This is a genomic window from Anaerovirgula multivorans (genome assembly GCF_900188145.1).
Classification (GTDB): Bacteria; Bacillota; Clostridia; order Peptostreptococcales; family Natronincolaceae; genus Anaerovirgula; species Anaerovirgula multivorans.
The window spans coordinates 29,341-50,769 of record NZ_FZOJ01000013.1 but is presented as its reverse complement, the minus strand read 5'-3'; the positions used below and the strand labels follow the sequence as shown (position 1 = coordinate 50,769).

The following is a 21,429-nucleotide window of genomic DNA, read 5'->3' as shown; positions in this document are numbered from 1 at the left end:
AAATAGGGGGTGTGGTAGGCTTCATCTGACGAGATAGAAGTAAGAAAGAAGAGAAGGACTATAATTGAGAAAGATAAAGGGAGGATAACATGAATATCAATAAGGCTTATGTCCAAGCAGTTAAGCCCGATAAGGTGGAGGACCTGGAGGTGTCGAGGGCGACAATAGAAGACATTGAGGGGATATTGGCAGTTGCATCTTCAGTAGGTACTAATAGCAAAGATCATAGAAAAGGATTTTTAATGGATAATTACCTGAAGGACAAAGAAAAGTATGTAGAAAAATTTAAGAAGGATATAAAAAATTCTAAACTTTTCTATGTAATCAAACGAGGAGAAAAAGTATTGGGGTTTCTTCTAGCCTATACTAGGGAACAGTGGTTAGATATGGAACCAAATTGGATTTTCAGCACAATGTGGAAAGGGGATTTTGATAAAAAATCCTTAAAAAACTTTGTAATACTGGAGAAAATAGCCGTTCGGTCTAATCTAACAGGATTAGGAATAGGAAGCAAGCTATATAAAAGGTTCAAAGAAGATTCAAGGGCTATGGGTATTAGAGATATGTTTTCAGAAACTATTATTTCTCCAAAGCCAAACTTTGCTTCAATGGAGTTTGCTCTAAAGCAGCAATACAATTTGGCAGGAATAAGATACGAAAAATTCGAGAGTAAGGTTCTTACTGATATCGTTTATCATAGAAAACTATAATGAAATATTTTTTTATGACAAACTTATGAGGCGACCAATTGGTCGCCTCATAAGTTTGTCATAAAAACCATAACTAGTATAAATTTATCCTTTGGTGTATTGCTACTAGAAGAAATTGGAATTATACTATAATAAGATTAGCAGTTTATTTAAGTTTTTAAAATAAGCTTGGAACTAGAAAGCATAGAATTAAGACATAGAAAGTTCATATCATGAATTTTGAATGTAATTCCAATGGATCTCGAAAGGATAGGTGGGCATAGATGTATAAAATATTCATTGTTGAGGACGATAATACCATATCCTCCATTATTGAGGAAAAGTTAAATAAATGGGGGTATAAGACATTAAGAGTTTCGAATTTTAATGATATACTCTCAAATTATACTTCTTTTGAACCTCATCTTATATTAATGGACATCAATTTGCCCTATTATGATGGTTTTTATTGGTGCGGAAAGATTCGACAGCTGTCCAATGTCCCTATTATTTTTATATCTTCGAGAGATACTGATGGTGATAAGATAAGGGCCATAACACAAGGTGGAGATGATTATATAGAAAAGCCATTTTCCATGGATCTACTAATTGCCAAAGTACAAGCTATACTGCGAAGAGCTTATTCCTACAGCGATCAAACATTAAATATACTGCAGCATAAGGACATGATATTAGATATAGAGCATCTAAAAGTTTTTTGCGGTGAGAAGGAAATAGAGCTTACACGAAATGAGTGTAGGATCTTATCTATGTTGATTAGAAATCATGATAGGCTTGTAAAGCGTACACGGCTGATGAAGGCATTATGGGATGATGAGAGCTTTGTGGATGATAATACCCTCACTGTCAATGTAAATCGTCTACGTAGGAAATTGGAAATGATTGGGCTAAAAGAGTATATCAAAACAATCAAAGGTGAAGGATATAGGCTAATATGAAACTTGTTAAATATTTAAAAGAAAAATGGATAACTTACACATTTGTCATAGCTGCCTTCATGTTTTTTGCTGTGATTTATAAATTAGATAAAAGTTTTAATATGACTGCATCAAATGCCAATTATATTATAATGGGATGGCTGCTGCTATTTGTTATTTTTATAGCTGTTGACTATGGGGTTTTCTATTATCGTGTGGAGAAATTTAAAAAATATTGTAGTTTAAATGCTTCTTCGGAAGATTTGGATGAGTTTGTTTATCCTGTAGATAAAGAATATGCCCAGCTGGTATATAATTTAGTAGTAGAATATGAAAAATATAAGTCAGATATATATACTAAGTCATCTGGAGAATTAGAATTTATCACAAAATGGGTGCATGATGTTAAGGTGCCAATTTCTGCTGTAAAACTAATATTAGAAAATCATGAAAATGATATTCCCAGTAAACTTTATCAAAGCATCGATAAAGAACTATTTTCAATAGAAGAGTCGGTGCAAAGGGTTTTTTATGAGCTTAAATCCAATAGTCTTCATGATGATTACAAAATAGCAAAGATTAGCACTAAAAAGCTAATTGCTCAAACTCTCAAAGGCTATTCAAACTTCTTTAGCTATAAGAAAATCAATATTTCCTTTGATGGTGAGGACGGCCATGTTTTAACCGATGAAAAGTGGAGTGGATATATATTGTCTCAAATCATATCCAATGCCGTAAAGCATACGCCTGTTGAAGGGACCATCGGTATAAGCACCAAAAAAAATGGCAATGAAACTACGATATCCATTAAAAATAGTGGGAAGGGGATCTTGGAAAAGGATCTTGGACAAATATTTAAGAAAGGTTACACGTCATCCGAGGATAGAAACGGTATGAAGGCCACAGGCTATGGGTTATATCTCTCAAAAAAATTGAGCAATATGTTGGGACATAAATTGACAGTAGAATCTAAATACGGGGAATACGCTGTCTTTAGTTTAACTTTTATTGAAAACCAAACGATGCACCATATGTGACAAAAATGTAAGCTAAAAATACAAAATGTAAGCTAATTCGATTTCCCCAAATCTGTGATTACAATATAATTATCTGAGAATAATTATATGGAGGGAAAACCAATGCAGATACTAAAAGTAGAAAATATTAGCAAAACCTATGGAATCAAAAAAAGCTCCAAGCAGTACATGGCCCTTAAGAGTATTAGCTTTGAAGTAAAAGAAGGGGAATTTATCGGTGTGATGGGCGCATCGGGGTCAGGAAAAACGACACTTTTGAATATATTAGGTAGTATCGATAAACCTACAACAGGTAGATATATTATGGATGGGAAGGACGTTGCAACACTAAGCAAGAATCAGCTTGCCGAACATAGAATCAACAATATAGGTTTCATTTTCCAGGATTATAATCTTCTAGAAACAATGACATTAAAGGAAAACATTCTACTGCCTTTGGCCTTGAAGGGTTATAAGGTAAAGACTATGGAGGAGAAGCTTTTTAATATTGTAAAGGATTTAGGAATCCTAAAAGTTCTTGATAAATATCCCTATGAAGTCTCTGGAGGTGAACAGCAACGGGCTGCTGCATGTCGAGCTTTAATTACTAATCCCAAAATGATTCTTGCAGATGAACCTACTGGTAACCTTGATTCTAAATCAGGAAAGGATCTACTTGATCTTTTAACCTTTATCAACAAACAGTATAAAGCTACGATTTTAATGGTAACTCACGATGTATTTGCTGCAAGCTATTGTCAGAAAATCCTTTTTATTCGTGACGGAGAGATCTATAACGAATTGTATGCAGGAGATAGTAAAAAGAAGTTTTTTGACGCCATCATAGAGGTCATGAGTGTCCTTGGGGGTGAGGAGAAATGAAACTTACCACATTAGCTCTTCGTAACATAAAGCGAAATTTCTCAAAATACATCATGTATTTTTTCTCCCTAAGCTTCAGTGTTTTTACAGTATATTCCTTTCTTGCCCTTATGCAGAATGAGCAGGTAGTCATGGCCTTTACCTATGATAGTAGATATAGATCTATGTTGATGAGTTTTGGTATTATCATCATGGTTTTTGTAATGTTCTTTCTCATAAGCTCCAATAACAGTTTTATCAAGGCAAGAAAAAAGGAGATTTCTACCTATGCCCTATTTGGTATGACAAATGGGAAAATAGGCAAGCTACTTTTCCTAGAAACCATGATGGTGGGCTTTGCGGCTCTTGTTATGGGAATAGGTGCAGGTATATTTTTCTCAAAGCTAACAGCAATGGTTTTGTTGGAAATCTCTCTAGTAGCTTTTACTGGTGATATTGCCTTTAGCATCGATTTAAAGGCCATTTATATCACGACAATAGGATTCTTAGCTATATTCTCCTTTATGGGCTTATCAGGTCTGGGGGTTATCAGCAGATTTCAATTAGTGGACTTATTTAAGGGGGATAAGCTATCTGAAGGAAAGTCAGAAGGCTCTATTATTCTATTAATTATATCCCTTCTTCTAATAGGAGCAGGCTATTATCTAGCTGCCAGCAATGATCCCCAGCGGGTGGTGATGGCAGCTATACCTATTCTAGTTCTTGTTATTGTAGGAACCTATCTCTTTTTTTGGGGTGGACTTCCTAAAGTTTTACATTTGATAAGAAGGAACAAAAATAACTATTATAAAGGGACAAATCTCATAGCAACATCAGCATTTTCTCATAGGATGAAATCTATTGCTTCTGTTATGGCTACCATTGCAGTATTATCGGCTGTTGCTACAACCGCTATTGCAACGGGATTTACTCTTTATCGAAATATAGAGAAAAATACCTATGATATCATTGGCTACGATATGTATTTTTACGGAGGACAGGAGGACGTATTAGAAGAGGTTTATGATGCCTTTGAGAGACATAATATTGACCTCATAGAAAGCTACACCACCGACAGATATCAGACTACTCCCCAGATGGAAACTTTGATGGTGGAGGGGCATGAATATCTATCCAGTCACAAGGATTACTTCCGGGTATATTCTCAATCTGTTTATAATAAACTAATTTTCTTATCAAGAAGTGATTCAGAAGCTATTCAAATTCATCCTGGTGAAGGGGTGTATATATATTCCTTCTACGGTCCGTCTAACATTAGCAAAAGTATCGAAGATGCGGTTGTTGGGCAACAGCTTATATTTTCAAATAAAGAAATAAAGATAACCTCTGTATTAAATTCCAGCACTTTATCCTTTGGGGCATTGCATATTTTAGTTTTAAATGATAGCGATTTTGCTGCGCTTCTTCAAGAGGGAGATATCTCAAATGTTGGAGAAAGTGGTGAACCCTATGGGCAAGCAACTGTCTTTCAGTATAAAAATCCTTTACAAGCCCATGATTTAAATCGTGAATTGGATCAAATCCTACGGGGTAGGGTAGGAAGCTATAGAATTGCCTACAATCATTACATTGAATCAATGGAGACCTTTGGTTTAGTATGCTTTATTGGCTTTTTTATGAGCGGGGTATTTATGCTGATGACAGCAAGTCTTTTATACTTCAAACAGGTAATGGCAGCAGAGGAGGAGCGACATCAATATAAGATGCTTAGAAAAATTGGTATGGATAGTGCAACAGAGAAAAGGGTAATCGTAAAAAGACTACTTCCAGTTTTTTTGATACCTCTTTTATTAGGAATTACTCATAGTATGTTTGCCATGAAGGCAGCTGATACCATGGTGTTTTCCAATATGATACCTGTGGACAATTCCTATTTTACTGTTCTTGCCTTTTCTGCTGTTATGTATAGTGTATATGGAATCGTATATGGAATCTTCTATTTTATTACGAAAGGTCAATACACAAGAATTCTTCGATAGAAAATTTCATAAATACTCTAAGGATTTTTAATGGATAATTATTCGAAGGATAAAAAAAGTATTTCTTCAGAAGCCTAAAAGAAACGACCCAGTGGGTCGTTTTAGTTTTTTTGAGAAGTATTAGAGTGATGAATCACTTAAATAATCAGGCTATTCACTGGATTGTGTTATATTGTATTTGTAGAAATAAAGGGATTATTTATATAAATGTCGAAATAAATAGAAATATGAAACCTGTGGAAAAGAAATTAACTTACGGGGGTGGCATCATTGAATGTTAAAAAAACAACGTTTGTTTGGATTCTTTTAGTACTAATAATTTATAGTTTCCACATAAAGGTAGATGCCCTTCCGATTCAAACAATACGGATAGCAGGAGATAATAACTATCCACCCTATGAATATGTGGATAAAAATGAAATATATAAAGGTTTTAATGTGGATATCATGAGGGCAATTGCTATTGAACTGGGAATAGAAATTGAAATTATACCAATGAATTGGTACCAAGCAATTGGGGCATTGGAGAAGGGAGAGGTAGATGCCATTCAAGGCATGACCTACAGCCAGCAAAGGGGAGAAAGCTTTGCCTTTAGTGATGTATTGGTGGTGAACTCTCAAGCGATATTTGTGTTGAAGGAAACCAACTATATAGCAGAACTCCAAGACTTAAGAGGTGTGGCGGTAGGTTTTCAAGCTAAAGACATTAGTGAGGAAATTGTTTCTTCTATAGAAGGAATTATTCCAGTGGCGAAAAATAACCAAGAAGAGTCTATGGAGGCCTTACTAAGAGGTGAAGTAGAAGCTGTTATTGGCAATAGGCTTACCGGTTTATATATTTCACAAAGAGAAAAACAATTTGACGAGATAAAAATTGTAGGGGAGCCCCTATATGCTACAGAATATATGGCAGCAACACTCAAGGGAAATACGGAGGTTTTAAAGCTTTTAAATATGGGGATAGAAATCATTAAAAAGAACGGTACCTATGATAAAATCTATCAAAAATGGTTTGGAGAAATTTTTCAAGATAAAACAGGTCTATGGAAAAAATTACTGGCTATTACCATGCTTATTTTACTGATAACGATCATTGGGGCAGTATTTACTATAAACTGGAATCGCCAGCTTAAAAAAGAGGTTTTTAAAAGAACCTATGAACTAGATAAAATAAACAGAGTATTAAAGAAAAGAAAATATCAGCTAGAGCACAGCAATCGTCTACGGGGAAAAATATTGGAAAATATTATTATTGGAATTATTACCTTTAACCCGAATCAAAGAGTTTCAGCTTTCAATAAGGCTGCTGAAAAAATATTGGCAAAAAAGGTTGAAATCAATAAAGATTGGAAGGATCTAGAGTTAGATAAAATATTGTCTCCTACTGCCTTGAAAAAGGTAATGAAGGGAGAGATATGGCGGGAAAACCTTGAGTGGGATAGGGTGGGGAGTATAAAGGTTTATGTTGAATGCAATCTTATCCCCATCAGAGATAAGAATGATGAAGTGGAAGGGTTTATTTTATTACTAAGAGACTACTCTGAAGAAAAACATCTGAGAGATATTATTTATCACGCTGATAAAATGCAGTCATTAGGGAGACTGGCAGCGGGTTTAGCTCATGAAATCAGAAATCCTCTGACGGCTATCAAGACCTTTGTTGATTTACTGCCTAATAAGTTTGAAAGCCTAGACTATCGAAAAAAGGTTATAGAAGTTGTTCCAAAGGAAATTCAGAGAATTGATCATTTAGTTACCCTTCTGTTAGACTATGCTAGACCTAAACCTAGAACTTGTAAATTCACTGGTTTAAGAAGTTTATTAAATGAAATAACAAATCTATTATCTATTCATTTAAAACAAAAAAATATTGAATTTATTTATGAGATCGATGACATTACCCTATGGTGTGATGAACAACAAATACAACAAGTTTTGGTGAACTTAATTCTTAACAGCATTGAAGCTATCGGGGAGAAGGGGAAAATCGTCGTATCTGCTATGGAAGAAAATGACGAAGCCATCATTAAGGTGATAGATAATGGTTGTGGTATACCATCAGAGGCTTTAAATAAAATTTTTGATCCCTTTTTTACATTAAAACCAAAAGGTTATGGACTAGGATTAGCCATAAGCTTTCAATTGATAGAGGATAATAAGGGGAGAATAGAATTTTCTAGTAAGGTTGGGGAAGGAACAATAGCAACCCTGTATTTATCTATAGCTAAGGGGGGAGAAAACAATGAATCACAATATACTTATTATTGACGATGAAATTAATATTCTAACATCCTTAAAGTTTGCATTAGAGGACCAATATACGGTCTACACAACTACAGATCCTCTTGAAAGTTATGAAATTCTTAGCAATAACCCTATTAATTTAGTTCTTTTAGACCAGAGGTTAGGGAATTACAACGGTTTAGAAGTTTTACAGAATATTAAACAGAATTATCCTGGGGTTATTGTCATTGCCATGACCGCCTATGGTACCATACAATCCTCTGTAGAGGCTATTCAAAGAGGTGCTTATTACTATGTAACAAAACCATTAAATCTACCAGAACTATTTATATTGATTACAAAAGCACTTGATTATCAAAACTTATCCAAACATGTAGATGTCTTGACGAAACAGCTAAACAGTAAGCAGGATATTGAGTTGATTATGGGCTCAAGTAAAGCAATATCAAATATTTATGAAATAGTGGACCGGATAAAGGATTTAGATATTAATGTATTAATTACAGGAGAAAGCGGTACTGGTAAGGAATTAATAGCAAGGGCTATTCACTATTGGGGGAAAAGGAAGTTAGGCCCCCTACAGACTGTTAATTGCGCAGCTATTCCTTATAACCTCTTGGAAAGTGAACTCTTTGGCTATGAAAAAGGAGCTTTTACGGGAGCTTTTCAAAAATACAACGGGAAATTTCAATTGGCGGAAGGAGGCACCTTGTTTTTCGATGAGTTAGGGGATTTGGATTTAGCTCTTCAAGGCAAACTCTTGAGAGTCATACAGGAAAGAGTAGTAACACCTCTAGGGTCGGAAAAAAATATCCCTGTAGATGTAAGGTTTATTGCTGCAACCAACCGTTCTTTAGCAGAGGATGTAAAGAATGGAAGTTTTAGAGAGGACTTGTTTTTTCGGCTAAACGTTATAACGATAGAGATGCCGTCTCTAAGGGAACGTAGGGAGGACATTCCTGCCTTGGCAAGATACTTTATAGAGAAGTATAATAAAAGCTTTAATAAAAAGGTAGAAGGTATTGCCCCCAGTGCTATAGAGGTTTTAGAGGGTTATCATTATCCAGGTAATATAAGGGAGTTGCGAAATATTATAGAAAGAGCAGTAGCACTAACAGATGGCTATACCATTCAAATCAAGGACTTTCCCAAGGAATTAACAAAAAATATGATAACAAATCCTTCGGTAACCAAGCAATGGATTCCGTGACACATAGGAGAATCTCTGGCAGAGATTGAGAAAAAGGTTATTCTAGCTACATTGGATCATGTAGAAGGCAATAAGACCAAAGCCGCCAAAATTTTGGGTATTAGTGATAGACATTTAAGGACAAAGACAAAACAGTTTGCAGAAAAAAATAATATTTAGAATAATCGGAATTTATTTCCTAGTAAGAAATTATTTCCTACTTAAAAAAGAAATAATATTATGACTATTTCAATAAAAACCCTGAAACATAAGGGTTTTTATATTTTTTGAGAACTGGCAAGGATATTGCTTATCTAAAGGACAAGCGTGTTTCTTCGATAAAATTGTTAATAATTTGACGGATAATAACAAGTTTTATTGGAGGGGTGCTAAAAATAACAAAGGAGGTTGTATAGGATGTCAAAGGATAAACAATATATACTAGCTGTACCAAACTTTAGTGAAGGCAGAAGAAAAGAGGTTATCGAAGCAGTAGTAGATCAAGTGAGAAATGTAGAAGGAGTAAAGCTGGTAAGCTACGAACCAGAAGAAGACTTTAATAGGACGGTCATAACCGTTATCGGTGAGCCGGCTCCTTTAAAAGAAGCTTTACTAAATATGGCAGGAAAAAGCTATGAGTTAATCAACATGGAGGAGCAAAGGGGTACTCATCCAAGAATTGGTGCTCAAGATACTATACCATTATTTCCTTTTAAAAATACTACTGTAGAAGATTGCAGAAAGCTAGCAGAAGAAATAGGAGAAGAAGTCTATAAAAGATTTGAGGTGCCTGTATATTTTTCTGGTGCAAATGCAAGATGCGAGGAAAGAAAGGCTCTTGCTTTTATCCGTAAGGGGCAATATGAAGGTTTAAAGGAAGTAGTACATACTGATGAAAGAAAACCAGATATTGGACCAGCTGCATTACATTCAACAGCAGGAGCTACGATTGTAAGCGCTGATGTGGAAGGCTTGACTGCCTATAATGTTTTTTTAGGTACGGAGGATGTAAACATCGCTAAAGCAATTGCTAAAGGTGTAAGGGGTCCTAGTGGTGGTTTTTCTACCGTTAGAGCAGTAGGTATTAAATTCCCCGAGAGACATGGTGTAGTCGTATCTATGAACATGTTAGATTGTAGCATTACACCCCTATATAGAACATTTAAGTTTGTTCAACAAGAGGCAGCTAGATATGGTGTTGCTGTGACAGGCTCAGAGATAGTAGGACCTGTTCAATTAGAGCATTTATTAAATTCTTTAGAGTATTACTTAGGACTTGAGAACTTTAGAAGAGAACAAATCTTAGAAACACATTTGATGAAGTAATTTATCTTACGGGAGGAGGAGAAAAGAACAAATAAGTTTTGTCGTTTAAAATCTTTAAAACTTTTAAATGAGGAGGAAAAAAATGAAAAAAATAATGTGGTTACTTGTTATTGTAATGGTGATAAGTTTGTTGGCAGGTTGTAGCAGTAATACAGCTACAGGTGGAGGGGGTGCTGAAGAAATCTATATTGCCAGTGCCAACCCAATGACTGGAGATTCAGCACAATTTGGTGATATGAAGGTAAAAGCTATTCAATTGGCATTAGATGAAGTAAATGAAGCTGGTGGTATTAACGGTGCTAAAGTAAGCCTTTTAGTAGGAGACGATACAGGAAATCCTAAAGAAGCACCTAACGTTGCTCAAAGATTTGCTGATGATAAAAAGGTACTAGCTGTAATAGGACATTGGAATAGTTCTTGTACCCTTGCAGCACGAGGAATTTATAATGATGCTGGAATGCCAGTAATAACAGATTCAGTGAACAAGGATATCACAGATGGCTCAACTCCTTATCTGTATCGTATTTCCTTAACAGATACAACTCAGGCGGAATACTTAGCGGAATATGCTTATGAAGTAATGGGTAAGCGTAAAGTTGGCATTATGTATACATCTAATGATTTTGGAGCTGGTATAACAGCAGATTTTTCCAGAGTATTTGAAGAAAAAGGTGGAGTAGTTGTAGCTACTGAGACCTATCACGAAGGACAGTCTATTGACTTCACACCACAACTTACAAAGCTAAGAAATGAAGATCCAGATCTTATGTTTATTGCAGGATATTATGTAGAGACTGCATTAATAGCACAACAAGCCCAGTCAGTAGGTTTAGACGTTCCAATGCTTGGAACTGATGGAATTAGCTCAGAAGAATTGATTAGGCTTGGAGGAACCGCAGTAGAAGGTATATTATTTACAGGCTTCTTCCATCCACAAGTAAAATATCCAGGAACAGAAGAATTTGTAACAAGCTTTAGAGAAAAGTACAATAGAGAGCCTGACACCTATGCAGCATTAGCCTATGACTCTGCTAAAATTATATTAAAAGCTATAGAAGAAAAGGGTGCAACTAGGGAAGGTATAAAAAGCTATTTAAGTGAAGTAAAGGATTTCCCTGGTGTAGCTGGCCCAATCTCTTTCGATGACAAGAATGATGTTACTAGAGGAATTATCATTTTAGAAGTTAAAAATTTAGAAATAGTTCCTGCAGAAGTTCAACCTTAAAGGAAAAAAGGGACAGTTTTGTCCCTTTTTCTAACCAAATACGATAAGGGGTGAGACCATGTTTTTAGACCAACTAAGTAACGGACTGGCCCTAGGTAGCATTTATGCCTTGACGGCTATTGGGTTTACGATGGTTTACGGTATTATAAGATTGATTAACTTTGTACATGGTGATATTTATATGATGGGAGCCTTTTTTGCATTAACAGCATTAACTGTTTTAGGGCTGCCAATTGTCGTATCTTTTATTATAGGTATGATAGGTTCTGTTGTAGTAGGGCTTATGATAGCAAAGTTTGCCTACAAACCAGTTTTTGAAGCTCCTCGGATTAATTTATTTCTATGTGCTATTGGAGCAGCAATTTTTTTAGAGAATTATGCAATGTTAGTTTGGGGTCCTCAAACCCAATCCTTTCCAGATATTATTCAAAATCAATCTTATAACTTTTTAGGATTAAAATTCACCACTCTACAATTAATTATATTAGGGACTGCAGTGGTATTAATGGTAATTCTAACTTATATTGTTAAATATACAAAAATGGGTCGTGCAATGCGGTGCACCTCACAGGATGTAGATGCAGCAAAATTGATGGGAATTAACACAAATCATGTAATTTATTTTACTTTTGCTATAGGATCTTCCTTAGGGGCAGCCGCGGGCATACTAGTAGGAATGTATTATAAAGCTGTATATCCTATGATGGGTTTTACCTCTGGATTGAAAGCTTTTGTGGCTGCTGTTATTGGAGGAATTGGCAGTATACCTGGTGCAATGATAGGTGGAATTATTATGGGGATAGCAGAAACCCTAGGAGCTGCTTACATTTCTTCAGGCTATCGTGATGCTATTGCTTTCATCATTTTAATTTTTATTCTGTTGGTAAGACCATCGGGAATATTAGGCAACTCTGCAAAAGAAAAGGTTTAAGGGAGGTGAAGAAAAATGGCGAATTTTATAAAGGTATCTGCGAATTTAGGTTTTGCAGTTTTTGTGCTTTTCATTGCTATTAAAATTCTATCAAGGGTTTTTGATGCGATTACCATAAAGTATAGCGCAATAGATAAAAAGAAACAAAGAGTTATTTTAGCAGTTTTTGGAGCAATGATTATTTTCTGGCCTTTTCTAGCAAAGGGATCTCCCTATATATTTAGGACAAGTATCATGGCATTGATTTATGTTGTATTGGCTTTAAGCTTAAATATGGTCATCGGATTTGCTGGTCAGCTTTCTATGGGACATTCAGCCTTTTTTGGAATCGGAGCCTATGTGGTAGCATTATTAACCGTCAATTTTGGCATATCCTTTTGGATCGCTATGATTATGGCAGGAATAGTGACAGCTATATTTGGATTTATATTAGGCATTCCTACCCTGAGATTAAAAGGAGATTACTTAGCTATTACTACCATTGGATTCGCAGAAATTGTCCGTCTAATACTGGTGAATTGGACAAAGGTAACAAAGGGACCAGCAGGAATTCCAGGGATACCTTCTCCTCAAATATTTGGATGGGTACTAAGGAGTAATGTAGCTTACTATTATATTGTTCTTGCCTTAGTCATCTTAACAATTTTTATTTCCTATCGATTACTACACTCTAGACTGGGTTTAGGGCTTATTGCAGTAAAGGATGATGAAATAGCAGCAGAAGCAATGGGTGTTAATTCAACCAATTTGAAAATTCTTGCTTTTGTTCTAGCAGGGGCTATTGCAGGTATGACGGGAGGATTCTTTGCTTCCTTCATTCATTATGTAAATCCTGATAATTTCACCTATATGGAATCTGTTTTAATCTTATGTATGGTGGTATTAGGGGGTGTAGGAAGTATTTCGGGAGTAATCATAGGTGCAGTAGTATTAACCATATTGCCAGAAGCCTTAAGAGATATTTCAACTTATCGATATGCAGTTTATGGATTATTGTTAATCGTTATGATGATTATTCGACCTCAGGGTATGATAAGTAAAGAAAATTTAAAGGGGGTTACAACAAATGCTGATAATGGAGGCAAAAGAGGCTACAAAGGCCTTCGGTGGTTTAGTAGCAGTAAACAAGGTTAATATGCACATTAATGAAGGTGAAGTTGTAGGATTAATAGGCCCCAATGGTGCAGGTAAAACGACTTTTTTCAATTTGATTACAGGTATTTATGAAACTACTTCAGGAGAAATTAATTTTTTAGGTCAGCCAATTAAGAAGAGTAAACCTTATGAAATTGCAAAGTTAGGTATCGGAAGGACCTTTCAAAATATAAGATTATTTAAAAGTATGACAGCTTTAGAAAATGTTATGGTAGGACAATATTGTAGGACACAGGCCAACCTATTAGGTGCTATATTAAGGACAAAAACAGTTCAAGAGGAACAAAAGCAAATGAAGGAGAAGACCATAGAGCTTCTGAAATTTGTTGGATTGGAGGATAAAAAAGACGAAATTGCCACTAGCTTACCCTATGGCGACCAAAGAAAAGTGGAAGTAGCTAGAGCCTTAGCAACAGAACCTAGATTATTATTATTGGATGAACCAGCTGCTGGAATGAATTCTAAAGAGAAGGTAGAAATGCAACAGCTTATAAAAAAAATACAGGGAAAAGGCTACACAGTCTTATTAATCGAACATGATATGAAATTAGTCATGGGAATCTGTGATAGGATACTTGTACTAGACTATGGTAATAAAATAGCAGAAGGATTACCAGAGGAAATCCAAAAAGATGAAAAGGTTATAGCAGCTTATCTAGGAAAAGGAGGTGTCGCTTAATGTTGCAGGTGAAGGACTTGAATGTTTACTACGGAGGAATCCATGCTCTAAAGGGAATATCCTTTCATATCAATGCAGGAGAAATTGTAACTTTGGTAGGAAGCAACGGAGCTGGGAAGTCTACAACTTTAAGGGCCATCTCAGGGCTTATTCAAAGCAGAACAGGAAGCATTGCTTTGGAGGATAAGGAAATACTGGGAATGCCTTCGGAAAAAATTGTGGAATTAGGTATTAGCCAGGTTCCTGAAGGAAGACGTATTTTTACGGGATTAGATGTAGAAGAAAACCTATTGATGGGAGCCTACTTAAGAAATGATAAAAAGGAAATTCAAGAAGATCTAGAGTATGCTTTTAAGATATTTCCTAGACTGAAGGAACGAAGGAAGCAAGCAGGAGGAACTCTGAGTGGTGGAGAGCAGCAAATGTTGGCAATTGCTAGGGCTTTGATGGCTAGACCTAAAGTACTGATGCTGGATGAACCATCTATGGGATTAGCCCCCATTGTTGTAGAAGAGATTTTTGAATGTATCACAGAATTAAATCAAAAGGGATTAACTGTACTACTGGTTGAACAAAATGCCAATATTGCATTACAGGTGGCCCACACAGGCTATGTAGTAGAAACTGGGAATATTGCTTTCTCAGGTAAAGCACCAGATCTTCTTAAAGATGATAGGGTGAGAAAAGCCTATCTAGGGGAGGATTAACTAATAGAAATTATAACTATTTTTTTGATAAACTTAAGACGACCCCATGAGGTCGTCTTAATCTTTATAGATTTACTTTTACTTCATAGTTATTTTTCAGTTCATTTACTTTATCAAGGTAAAGACTATGTTGTTTTTGGGCCAACATCTGTTGAGCTAATTGACCCTTCACCTCTTCAAAAGATTTTGTTTCTTCATTTTTATGCTCAAAAGTTTGAATGATGTGATAGCCAAACTGAGTTTTAACAGGAGCACTTATTTCATCCTTTTCCATGTTAAAAACAGCTTCTTCAAATTCTGGAACCATTTGGCCTCTTGAGAAACTTCCTAAATTTCCTCCCTGAGCTTTAGATGGACATTTAGAATATTTTTCAGCTGCCTCCTGGAAGGAAAGGCCCTCTTGAATTTCCGCTATAATGTTCTCAGCTTCTTCTTGACTATCTACAAGAATATGGCTGGCTTTTGCTGTAGCAGGATTCATAAAATGATCTTTGTTTGCCTCATAATAATCTGCTAGTTCTTTTTCATCGATAGCAGCTGTCTTAACCAAATGATTAATAGCATATTGTTTTAAAAAGCTTTCTTGAACTTTCTTTAGCTCTTGCTTGTAAGCTTCGTCTTGATCTAACCCATGATCAATGGCATCCAGATAAAACAATTCTTGATTCACTAATTCTTCTAAAAGTCTTTTTTGACCTTCTTCTGATTGGAACTGTGCAGCCCTTTGAGGATCAAGGCTTCTTATAAGTAATTGAAGATCTTCATTAGTAATTTCACGGCTACCTACTACTGCCAATACTTGTTTGTTATTCATGAGTTTAACACTCCTTTATTATTGTATTCTAAATCATCTTATCAAAAAAAGAGGGATATGTCTAATTTGTGCTAAATTTTCAAAAAAAATCCCTTGAAATTGATAAGGAGTATTAAGTCAAAGACAATTTACTAAAAAAGTCTTTCGGTGGGGGACGAATAGGAAAAAATTTGTTATAATAAATAGTGAAGCTTATCAATGTTTAAGATTTATAAAATTAGTAAATTTATATGTGTTAAAAGATGTGTTTTAAACAATAATAAGTGTATGCAATAGTGTATAGCAATTATTATTAAGGAGGCGAATATAATGAAAAAAATTTTAGTAACAGGAGCATTGGGACAAATAGGTTCTGAACTAGTAATGCATATGAGGGGAATCTACGGTGCAGATAATGTTATAGCCAGCAGTAGAAGAAAAGGAGATAACCCTATTGTTGATGCAGGTCCTTTTGAATTGGTGGATGTTACCAAGTCACAAGAAATTGTTGATGCAGTAAAGAAGCATAAGGTAGATACAATTATCAATCTGGCGGCGATACTATCAGCTACTGGGGAAAGTAATCCAGCAGCAGCATGGGACATCAACATGAATGGACTTTACAATGTATTAGAAGTGGCAAGAGAAAACCAATGCACTGTTTGTACTCCTAGTTCCATTGCTGTCTTCGGACCTTCTACCCCTAAAGACAATACACCTCAAGATACCTTGATGAGACCAACGACTATGTATGGGGTAACAAAAGTATCAGGAGAACTTTTATGTGACTATTATTTTCAAAAGTTCAATGTTGATACAAGGGGGATGCGTTTTCCAGGCTTAATCTCTAATGTAGCATTACCCGGTGGAGGAACAACTGATTATGCAGTACATATCTATTATGAGGCTCTTAAAAATAAGAAATATAATTGTTTCTTACAAAAGGGAACCTTTATGGACATGATGTATATGCCAGATGCATTAAATGCTATTGTAGAATTGATGGAGGCAGATCCATCCAAATTAACACATAGAAACGCATTTAACGTAACTGCCATGAGCTTTGACCCAGAGGGAATTGCAACAGCTATCAAAAAGTATATTCCAGAATTCCAAATGGAATATGATGTAAACCCTGACATCCAAAAAATTGCTGATTCATGGCCTAACTCACTAGATGATAGTGAGGCAAGAAAACAATGGGGCTGGAATCCAAAATATGATTTGGATGGCATGACAAAGGATATGCTAGAGAAGTTAAGCAAAAAAATGAACATTCAATATTAAAACATAAATAGAACTGGTTTCAGCGAGCTGAAACCAGTTCTATTTATGTTTTTTATGAAATCCTTTGAGATGAGGTAATGTATTTATTAAATACATTATACAATGTACTACATCATGGCACGGCCCATTGGGGTAGAAGTATCGAATTGCTCTTTAACGGAGACAAAAGCTATATTGTTTTTCTGCAGTAATTCGAGTATATTAGAAAAGTCCGATACATTACGGCTAATACGGTCTAGTCTATAGCAGATTAAAACATCATATTTTTTCTTTTCTACATCTTTTTAATTTAATTGTAATTTTATCTGGTTTAAGAAAGTGCTGATACTTTTTTTGTATCACTTGTCGAATTAAAGTTTATATAAAATTGGTACAAATTCTTAATGGATTGTACCAAAATAAAGAAACGGAATATAAAACAGGACTTTTTTACCATTCCATAAAATCCTCCAAATTAATTTTTAAAAGAACTGTAATTTTCAACAATTACAGTTCTTCTTTTTTAAAAATGAAAGCTACAAAGCTCTGAATGTCGATGCATGTCGGTTGAAAAACGTAGAAGTATGGAAAAATTTGCAATAAACTTAAGGAATAATAGCGGCAATAGTGATTGTAATTACAGGAAGGAGAAAATGACCATGTCCCAAACCCTCTACAATATCAAAGAAGGTGCAACATTAAGATGTTCCCTTGGTACAGGCACTAGTCAATTAAAAGTTCCCCAGAGTCATGGAGCGACTTTACAAGGAAAAAACCAAGCAACGATTGAAGACCATGTTGCAAATGTAAATATTATGCCATTTTCCATGTGTACAAGGGTGAATCCACCAGTTCCCTGTACCCCCTCCATTCTCCTGAAATGGATTAACGGAAAAAAAGATCATAAGGTTAGAGAAGAATTAGCTCTTCTAAATATATGCATTGTCCCCTGTGTCCATGGGGGAATCATAAAAATCGAAGAATCAGGTCAGCAAAAATAAAGAAAGTGAAAGAGGTGAACCTATGACTGCAATAACTTATTTTCAGTTAAAAACCAATATAGAATATATCCAGCAGATAAAAAACATAAAAATGACACAGCAAATCAACCACCATGCCTATCTATACCTGACAGCAATAATATCAGAGCAGTATAAAGATGATTATGTAAAAGAAAACCTTAGAGAAGAACAAATAACCCTGTACATAGAGGATGATAAACCCAAGACTTTGTTTCAAGGAATGATCCAGCACATACAAGTACAAGTCATAGAAGATGTTTATTATCTAGAAATAAAAGCAGTATCCAATTCCTTTAAAATCGACATAAAAAAAGAATGTCGTTCCTTTCAGGATAAAAACATGAGTTATAGAGACATGATTAAGGGTATAGTAAGGAACTACCCAGGTGGAGATATGATGGACAAAGCTTCTCAAGGCAAAGCCATTGAAAAATTTATTATGCAATACCAAGAAACAGACTGGGAATTTTTAAAACGGATGGCATCCCATTTTCATATGGGGATACTCCCTTCAGTTATACATGAAGGCCCTAAAATTCTATTCGGAACAGCAGAAGGTAACGACATAGGAGAAATAGAGAGCTACAACTACTATATAACAAAAAATATAGGACAGTACATGAAATCTTCCCAAAATACAAATCCAAACCTAAAGGAACTGGACACCATAGAATTTCATATCGAGACAGAAAAAGAGTATGAAATAGGAGACAAAGTTACCTATCAAAATATCCCTCTATATATAAAAAGCAAAGAAGGAGAGCTTGTTAACGGCACTTTGCTTTTTAAGTATGCCCTTTCCACTAAAAATGGATTGAGTCAAGACCAATTATACAATGAACAAATCACTGGAATCTCCTTAAAAGGAAGAGTCCTAGAAGTAGTGCGGGATAAGATCAAAGTACATCTAGAAATAGACAAAAGCCAGAACAAAGCCCAGGCATGGGAGTTTCCCTACACCACAATATATACCGCAGAAGGAAACAGTGGCTGGTACTGCATGCCAGAACTAAATGACACAGTTCTTATATACTTCCCCACTAGACAAGAGCATAAAGGCGTAGGGATGAATGCTATAAGAGTAGAGAACAAGAGTACAGATAAGATACAAAACCCTGATATAAAATATTTTAGAACCAAAAACGGAAAAGAATTAAAATTCAGCCCAGACGAGATTCAGATAACCTGCATTAATGGAACAGATAAAGAAACAGGAGAATCCAGAATCATATATATTCGGCTCAACCAAGACACAGGTATCGAAATCATCAGCACAGAACCGATTCATTTCAAAACAGAAAAAGGAATCAAGCTAGAAGCAGAAGATACAATAAAAATATTAGCCAGCGAGCAGATCAAACTAAAATGCAAAACTAGCGAAATAAAAATTGACAGCCAAATAGATATATGCGGAGAAGATGTAAAAATCAATTAAGATACAACAAAACAACAATACAAATGATCATAAGGAGATTATATGGAATACTTTGTAATAAAACAAGATAATCGGGTTACCTCCCCCCTTAAAATCGATTCATCCACGATAGATATAGATACAGAAGAACCCTTTGTTGTCTATGCTGATTTTCATCCCACAACAACCTTTGTAGATTATTTTTGCAAAAAAAAATTATTTAATCATTACTTTTGCGTATCAGATGCTCTAAAAGAAATGTTAGAGATATATGCAGACAATATGACAGCTATCCCCTTCTTTGTCACCGATAAAGAACAAAAGGGACAAAAAATATATTGGAAAATAGACTTAGAATTGCAGGATTGCCTAGAAATCCATTCCCAAATGAGATATGACAACCTAGCCATCATAAAAGAAAAAATAAAAAGCAAATATATATTTAAAGTTGCCTTCCAAAAACAAGAATATCTCATAGTATCCCTACATTTAGCCGAGAACATATTACGAAAAAACCTGTGTGGGATACAGTTTATTCCAGTAAGCTTAAAATAGAGGTGAAAAACCATGAAAAAAGACGGATTAACCTATAGAGATTTGACAATAGATATGCCAGTGAAACTGCAGAGAATAACAGAACTAAAAATAGAACAAAGCCTAAACAACCATGCAGTTGCCCATATAACAGGCATTTTAAAAGAAGAAAATCATGATGCAATACACAGTTTAACAGACCAAACCAATATAAAGATCAAGGCACAACTAGAAGATAAAGAAGAAATAATATTTTCAGGAATTCCTGTAAAAGTCACGATAAAGAAAATAGATGGAGTATACCATATCCACATGATACTAAACAGCACCTCCATCTATCTGGATATCCAACAAAAAAGCAGAAGCTTTCAAAATCCCAATAACCCCTATGAAAACCTATTAAAAACAATTCTTCGAGAATACAGAGGAGATATATTTGATAGCGCTACAAAAGGTGCTCTGCAAAACTGTTGCTTTATACAATACCAAGAAACCGACTGGGAATTTATAAAAAGAGTAGCTTCCCATACACAAGCACCTATATTTCCAGAAATCGCCTCAGAGGAGCCACGAATATATATTGGAATCAACATTGGAAACAACTATGAAGAAAAAAATCCAGACTATACGATAGAAAAAAATCTAAAAAACTATCTACATTACACAAAAAACCATGGAGATCGCTATGAACAAGAAGACATTTCCTATTGGATTGAAAGTATGGGAGACTATCAACTAGGAGATAAGATAACCTATCAAAAAATCCCTTTTACAGTAGCTCAAAAAGTAACAGAAATAAAAAAAGGAATTCTAATTCACAAATATAGACTTCAAAAAGAAACAGGCTTAAAACAAAGTATCCTATACAACAAAAAACTTAAAGGAACCTCTATACAAGGGAAAGCTCTTGCGGTAGAAAAAGACAAACTAAAACTCCATCTATCCATAGACGCTAGCCAAGACACATCCACAGCAAATTGGTATCCCTTCGATACAGTCTATACCACAGAAGGAACAACCGGCTGGTACAGTATGCCCCAGATAGGAGATACAGTACAGCTATATATGCCTACAGAAAACGAAAAAGAAGCCTATGTAAAAAAAGTGATGCGACTAGATGGAGAAACAAATCCTAAAGTTCAAGATCCATCCATCAAATATTATGGAACAGTACATCAAAAAGAAATGAAATTAGCGCCCAAAGAGCTTACCCTCAGTGCAGTAGAAAACCAACTCTATCTGAAAATGAATAACGAGACAGGAATAGAAGTAAACAGCCATCAGGATATACATATAAAAACACAAAAACAGTTGATTGGAGAGTGCGAAACCATAGAAATAGAATCAAAAGATAAAATCCTGCTGGCTACCAAAACCTGCAGTATCATTGTTGATGACATAGTACATATCAAAGGATAAGGATGACGCCCTTAACAAAGA

The 21,429-nt window shown here is 35.2% G+C and carries 20 protein-coding genes and 1 pseudogene; 19 read left to right on the top strand and 2 right to left on the bottom strand.

Annotated features, from left to right (window positions below; all coding sequences use genetic code 11):
• The first annotated feature begins 89 nt into the window (after positions 1-89).
• From CHB72_RS13910 to CHB72_RS13850, 14 genes are all read left to right on the top strand, one after another.
• Complete coding sequence (locus CHB72_RS13910) at positions 90-710, top strand: GNAT family N-acetyltransferase (protein ID WP_089283491.1); 621 nt, start codon at positions 90-92, stop codon at positions 708-710.
• A 263-nt stretch (positions 711-973) separates the two neighbouring features.
• Complete coding sequence (locus tag CHB72_RS13905) at positions 974-1,648, top strand: response regulator transcription factor (RefSeq protein ID WP_089283490.1); 675 nt, start codon at positions 974-976, stop codon at positions 1,646-1,648.
• On the top strand, positions 1,645-2,664 hold the full coding sequence (locus tag CHB72_RS13900) for a sensor histidine kinase (protein ID WP_089283489.1): 1,020 nt from the start codon (positions 1,645-1,647) through the stop codon (positions 2,662-2,664). The genes CHB72_RS13905 and CHB72_RS13900 overlap by 4 nt, the downstream gene beginning before the upstream one ends.
• A 102-nt stretch (positions 2,665-2,766) precedes the next feature.
• Positions 2,767-3,525 carry an ABC transporter ATP-binding protein gene (locus tag CHB72_RS13895; RefSeq protein ID WP_089283488.1) on the top strand — a complete coding sequence of 253 codons (759 nt, stop codon included), beginning with the start codon at positions 2,767-2,769 and terminating at the stop codon, positions 3,523-3,525.
• On the top strand, positions 3,522-5,504 hold the full coding sequence (locus tag CHB72_RS13890; protein ID WP_089283487.1) for an ABC transporter permease: 1,983 nt from the start codon (positions 3,522-3,524) through the stop codon (positions 5,502-5,504). Before CHB72_RS13895 ends, CHB72_RS13890 begins: the two co-directional genes overlap by 4 nt.
• Before the next feature lie 270 nt (positions 5,505-5,774).
• Complete coding sequence (locus CHB72_RS13885) at positions 5,775-7,772, top strand: transporter substrate-binding domain-containing protein (protein ID WP_176431378.1); 1,998 nt, start codon at positions 5,775-5,777, stop codon at positions 7,770-7,772.
• The gene (locus CHB72_RS13880) at positions 7,747-8,958 is read left to right on the top strand and encodes a sigma-54-dependent transcriptional regulator (RefSeq protein WP_207652564.1); all 1,212 of its coding nucleotides are present in this window, start codon (positions 7,747-7,749) and stop codon (positions 8,956-8,958) included. Before CHB72_RS13885 ends, CHB72_RS13880 begins: the two co-directional genes overlap by 26 nt.
• A gap of 3 nt (positions 8,959-8,961) precedes the next feature.
• A complete protein-coding gene (locus CHB72_RS28295) occupies positions 8,962-9,117 on the top strand; it encodes a helix-turn-helix domain-containing protein (protein WP_408606575.1) in 156 nt (51 codons plus the stop codon).
• A 237-nt stretch (positions 9,118-9,354) separates the two neighbouring features.
• Positions 9,355-10,263, top strand: a complete 909-nt coding sequence (gene ftcD, locus CHB72_RS13875) for a glutamate formimidoyltransferase (RefSeq protein WP_089283485.1) — start codon at positions 9,355-9,357, stop codon at positions 10,261-10,263.
• Positions 10,264-10,345: 82 nt separating this feature from the next.
• On the top strand, positions 10,346-11,488 hold the full coding sequence (locus CHB72_RS13870; protein WP_089283484.1) for an ABC transporter substrate-binding protein: 1,143 nt from the start codon (positions 10,346-10,348) through the stop codon (positions 11,486-11,488).
• Positions 11,489-11,546: 58 nt separating this feature from the next.
• The gene (locus CHB72_RS13865; RefSeq protein WP_089283483.1) at positions 11,547-12,419 is read left to right on the top strand and encodes a branched-chain amino acid ABC transporter permease; all 873 of its coding nucleotides are present in this window, start codon (positions 11,547-11,549) and stop codon (positions 12,417-12,419) included.
• Between the two features lie 15 nt (positions 12,420-12,434).
• Positions 12,435-13,553: a branched-chain amino acid ABC transporter permease gene (locus CHB72_RS13860; protein WP_089283482.1), complete on the top strand. Its 1,119-nt coding sequence runs from the start codon at positions 12,435-12,437 to the stop codon at positions 13,551-13,553.
• On the top strand, positions 13,486-14,253 hold the full coding sequence (locus tag CHB72_RS13855; protein WP_089283481.1) for an ABC transporter ATP-binding protein: 768 nt from the start codon (positions 13,486-13,488) through the stop codon (positions 14,251-14,253). The genes CHB72_RS13860 and CHB72_RS13855 overlap by 68 nt, the downstream gene beginning before the upstream one ends.
• Entirely contained in the window at positions 14,253-14,960 is a 708-nt protein-coding gene (locus CHB72_RS13850) for an ABC transporter ATP-binding protein (protein ID WP_089283480.1), read from the top strand. Before CHB72_RS13855 ends, CHB72_RS13850 begins: the two co-directional genes overlap by 1 nt.
• A 64-nt stretch (positions 14,961-15,024) precedes the next feature.
• Here the strand turns inward: CHB72_RS13850 and CHB72_RS13845 are convergent, their stop codons facing one another.
• Positions 15,025-15,774 (bottom strand): peptidylprolyl isomerase, encoded by a 750-nt coding sequence (locus CHB72_RS13845; protein ID WP_089283479.1) that lies wholly within the window; start codon positions 15,772-15,774, stop codon positions 15,025-15,027.
• Between the two features lie 309 nt (positions 15,775-16,083).
• Between CHB72_RS13845 and CHB72_RS13840 the strand changes: the two genes are divergently transcribed.
• Complete coding sequence (locus tag CHB72_RS13840; RefSeq protein WP_089283478.1) at positions 16,084-17,040, top strand: L-threonine 3-dehydrogenase; 957 nt, start codon at positions 16,084-16,086, stop codon at positions 17,038-17,040.
• A gap of 107 nt (positions 17,041-17,147) precedes the next feature.
• On the opposite strand, the pseudogene CHB72_RS28105 reads toward CHB72_RS13840, so the two are convergent.
• Positions 17,148-17,309, bottom strand: a pseudogene (locus CHB72_RS28105) (recombinase family protein); the annotation flags it as partial.
• A 270-nt stretch (positions 17,310-17,579) separates the two neighbouring features.
• Between CHB72_RS28105 and CHB72_RS13830 the strand changes: the two are divergent.
• Genes CHB72_RS13830 through CHB72_RS13815 form a run of 4 tightly spaced genes read left to right on the top strand, consistent with a single transcriptional unit; the run spans position 17,580 to position 21,408 of the window.
• Positions 17,580-18,020, top strand: coding sequence for a DUF4280 domain-containing protein (locus tag CHB72_RS13830; protein WP_089283477.1), 441 nt, complete (start codon positions 17,580-17,582; stop codon positions 18,018-18,020).
• Positions 18,021-18,042: 22 nt separating this feature from the next.
• Positions 18,043-19,476 (top strand): contractile injection system protein, VgrG/Pvc8 family, encoded by a 1,434-nt coding sequence (locus tag CHB72_RS13825; protein ID WP_089283476.1) that lies wholly within the window; start codon positions 18,043-18,045, stop codon positions 19,474-19,476.
• 42 nt (positions 19,477-19,518) lie between these two features.
• Positions 19,519-20,010 carry a hypothetical protein gene (locus CHB72_RS13820; RefSeq protein ID WP_089283475.1) on the top strand — a complete coding sequence of 164 codons (492 nt, stop codon included), beginning with the start codon at positions 19,519-19,521 and terminating at the stop codon, positions 20,008-20,010.
• Positions 20,011-20,022: 12 nt separating this feature from the next.
• The gene (locus CHB72_RS13815) at positions 20,023-21,408 is read left to right on the top strand and encodes a hypothetical protein (RefSeq protein ID WP_089283474.1); all 1,386 of its coding nucleotides are present in this window, start codon (positions 20,023-20,025) and stop codon (positions 21,406-21,408) included.
• The last annotated feature ends 21 nt before the right edge of the window (positions 21,409-21,429 follow it).

Coding starts and splice junctions, on each gene's coding strand:
- CHB72_RS13910 (WP_089283491.1), top strand. CDS start 90: ATGAATATCAATAAGGCTTATGTCCAAGCAGTTAAGCCCGATAAGGTG.
- CHB72_RS13905 (WP_089283490.1), top strand. CDS start 974: ATGTATAAAATATTCATTGTTGAGGACGATAATACCATATCCTCCATT.
- CHB72_RS13900 (WP_089283489.1), top strand. CDS start 1,645: ATGAAACTTGTTAAATATTTAAAAGAAAAATGGATAACTTACACATTT.
- CHB72_RS13895 (WP_089283488.1), top strand. CDS start 2,767: ATGCAGATACTAAAAGTAGAAAATATTAGCAAAACCTATGGAATCAAA.
- CHB72_RS13890 (WP_089283487.1), top strand. CDS start 3,522: ATGAAACTTACCACATTAGCTCTTCGTAACATAAAGCGAAATTTCTCA.
- CHB72_RS13880 (WP_207652564.1), top strand. CDS start 7,747: ATGAATCACAATATACTTATTATTGACGATGAAATTAATATTCTAACA.
- ftcD (WP_089283485.1), top strand. CDS start 9,355: ATGTCAAAGGATAAACAATATATACTAGCTGTACCAAACTTTAGTGAA.
- CHB72_RS13870 (WP_089283484.1), top strand. CDS start 10,346: ATGAAAAAAATAATGTGGTTACTTGTTATTGTAATGGTGATAAGTTTG.
- CHB72_RS13865 (WP_089283483.1), top strand. CDS start 11,547: ATGTTTTTAGACCAACTAAGTAACGGACTGGCCCTAGGTAGCATTTAT.
- CHB72_RS13860 (WP_089283482.1), top strand. CDS start 12,435: ATGGCGAATTTTATAAAGGTATCTGCGAATTTAGGTTTTGCAGTTTTT.
- CHB72_RS13855 (WP_089283481.1), top strand. CDS start 13,486: ATGCTGATAATGGAGGCAAAAGAGGCTACAAAGGCCTTCGGTGGTTTA.
- CHB72_RS13850 (WP_089283480.1), top strand. CDS start 14,253: ATGTTGCAGGTGAAGGACTTGAATGTTTACTACGGAGGAATCCATGCT.
- CHB72_RS13845 (WP_089283479.1), bottom strand. CDS start 15,774: ATGAATAACAAACAAGTATTGGCAGTAGTAGGTAGCCGTGAAATTACT.
- CHB72_RS13840 (WP_089283478.1), top strand. CDS start 16,084: ATGAAAAAAATTTTAGTAACAGGAGCATTGGGACAAATAGGTTCTGAA.
- CHB72_RS13830 (WP_089283477.1), top strand. CDS start 17,580: ATGTCGGTTGAAAAACGTAGAAGTATGGAAAAATTTGCAATAAACTTA.
- CHB72_RS13825 (WP_089283476.1), top strand. CDS start 18,043: ATGACTGCAATAACTTATTTTCAGTTAAAAACCAATATAGAATATATC.
- CHB72_RS13820 (WP_089283475.1), top strand. CDS start 19,519: ATGGAATACTTTGTAATAAAACAAGATAATCGGGTTACCTCCCCCCTT.
- CHB72_RS13815 (WP_089283474.1), top strand. CDS start 20,023: ATGAAAAAAGACGGATTAACCTATAGAGATTTGACAATAGATATGCCA.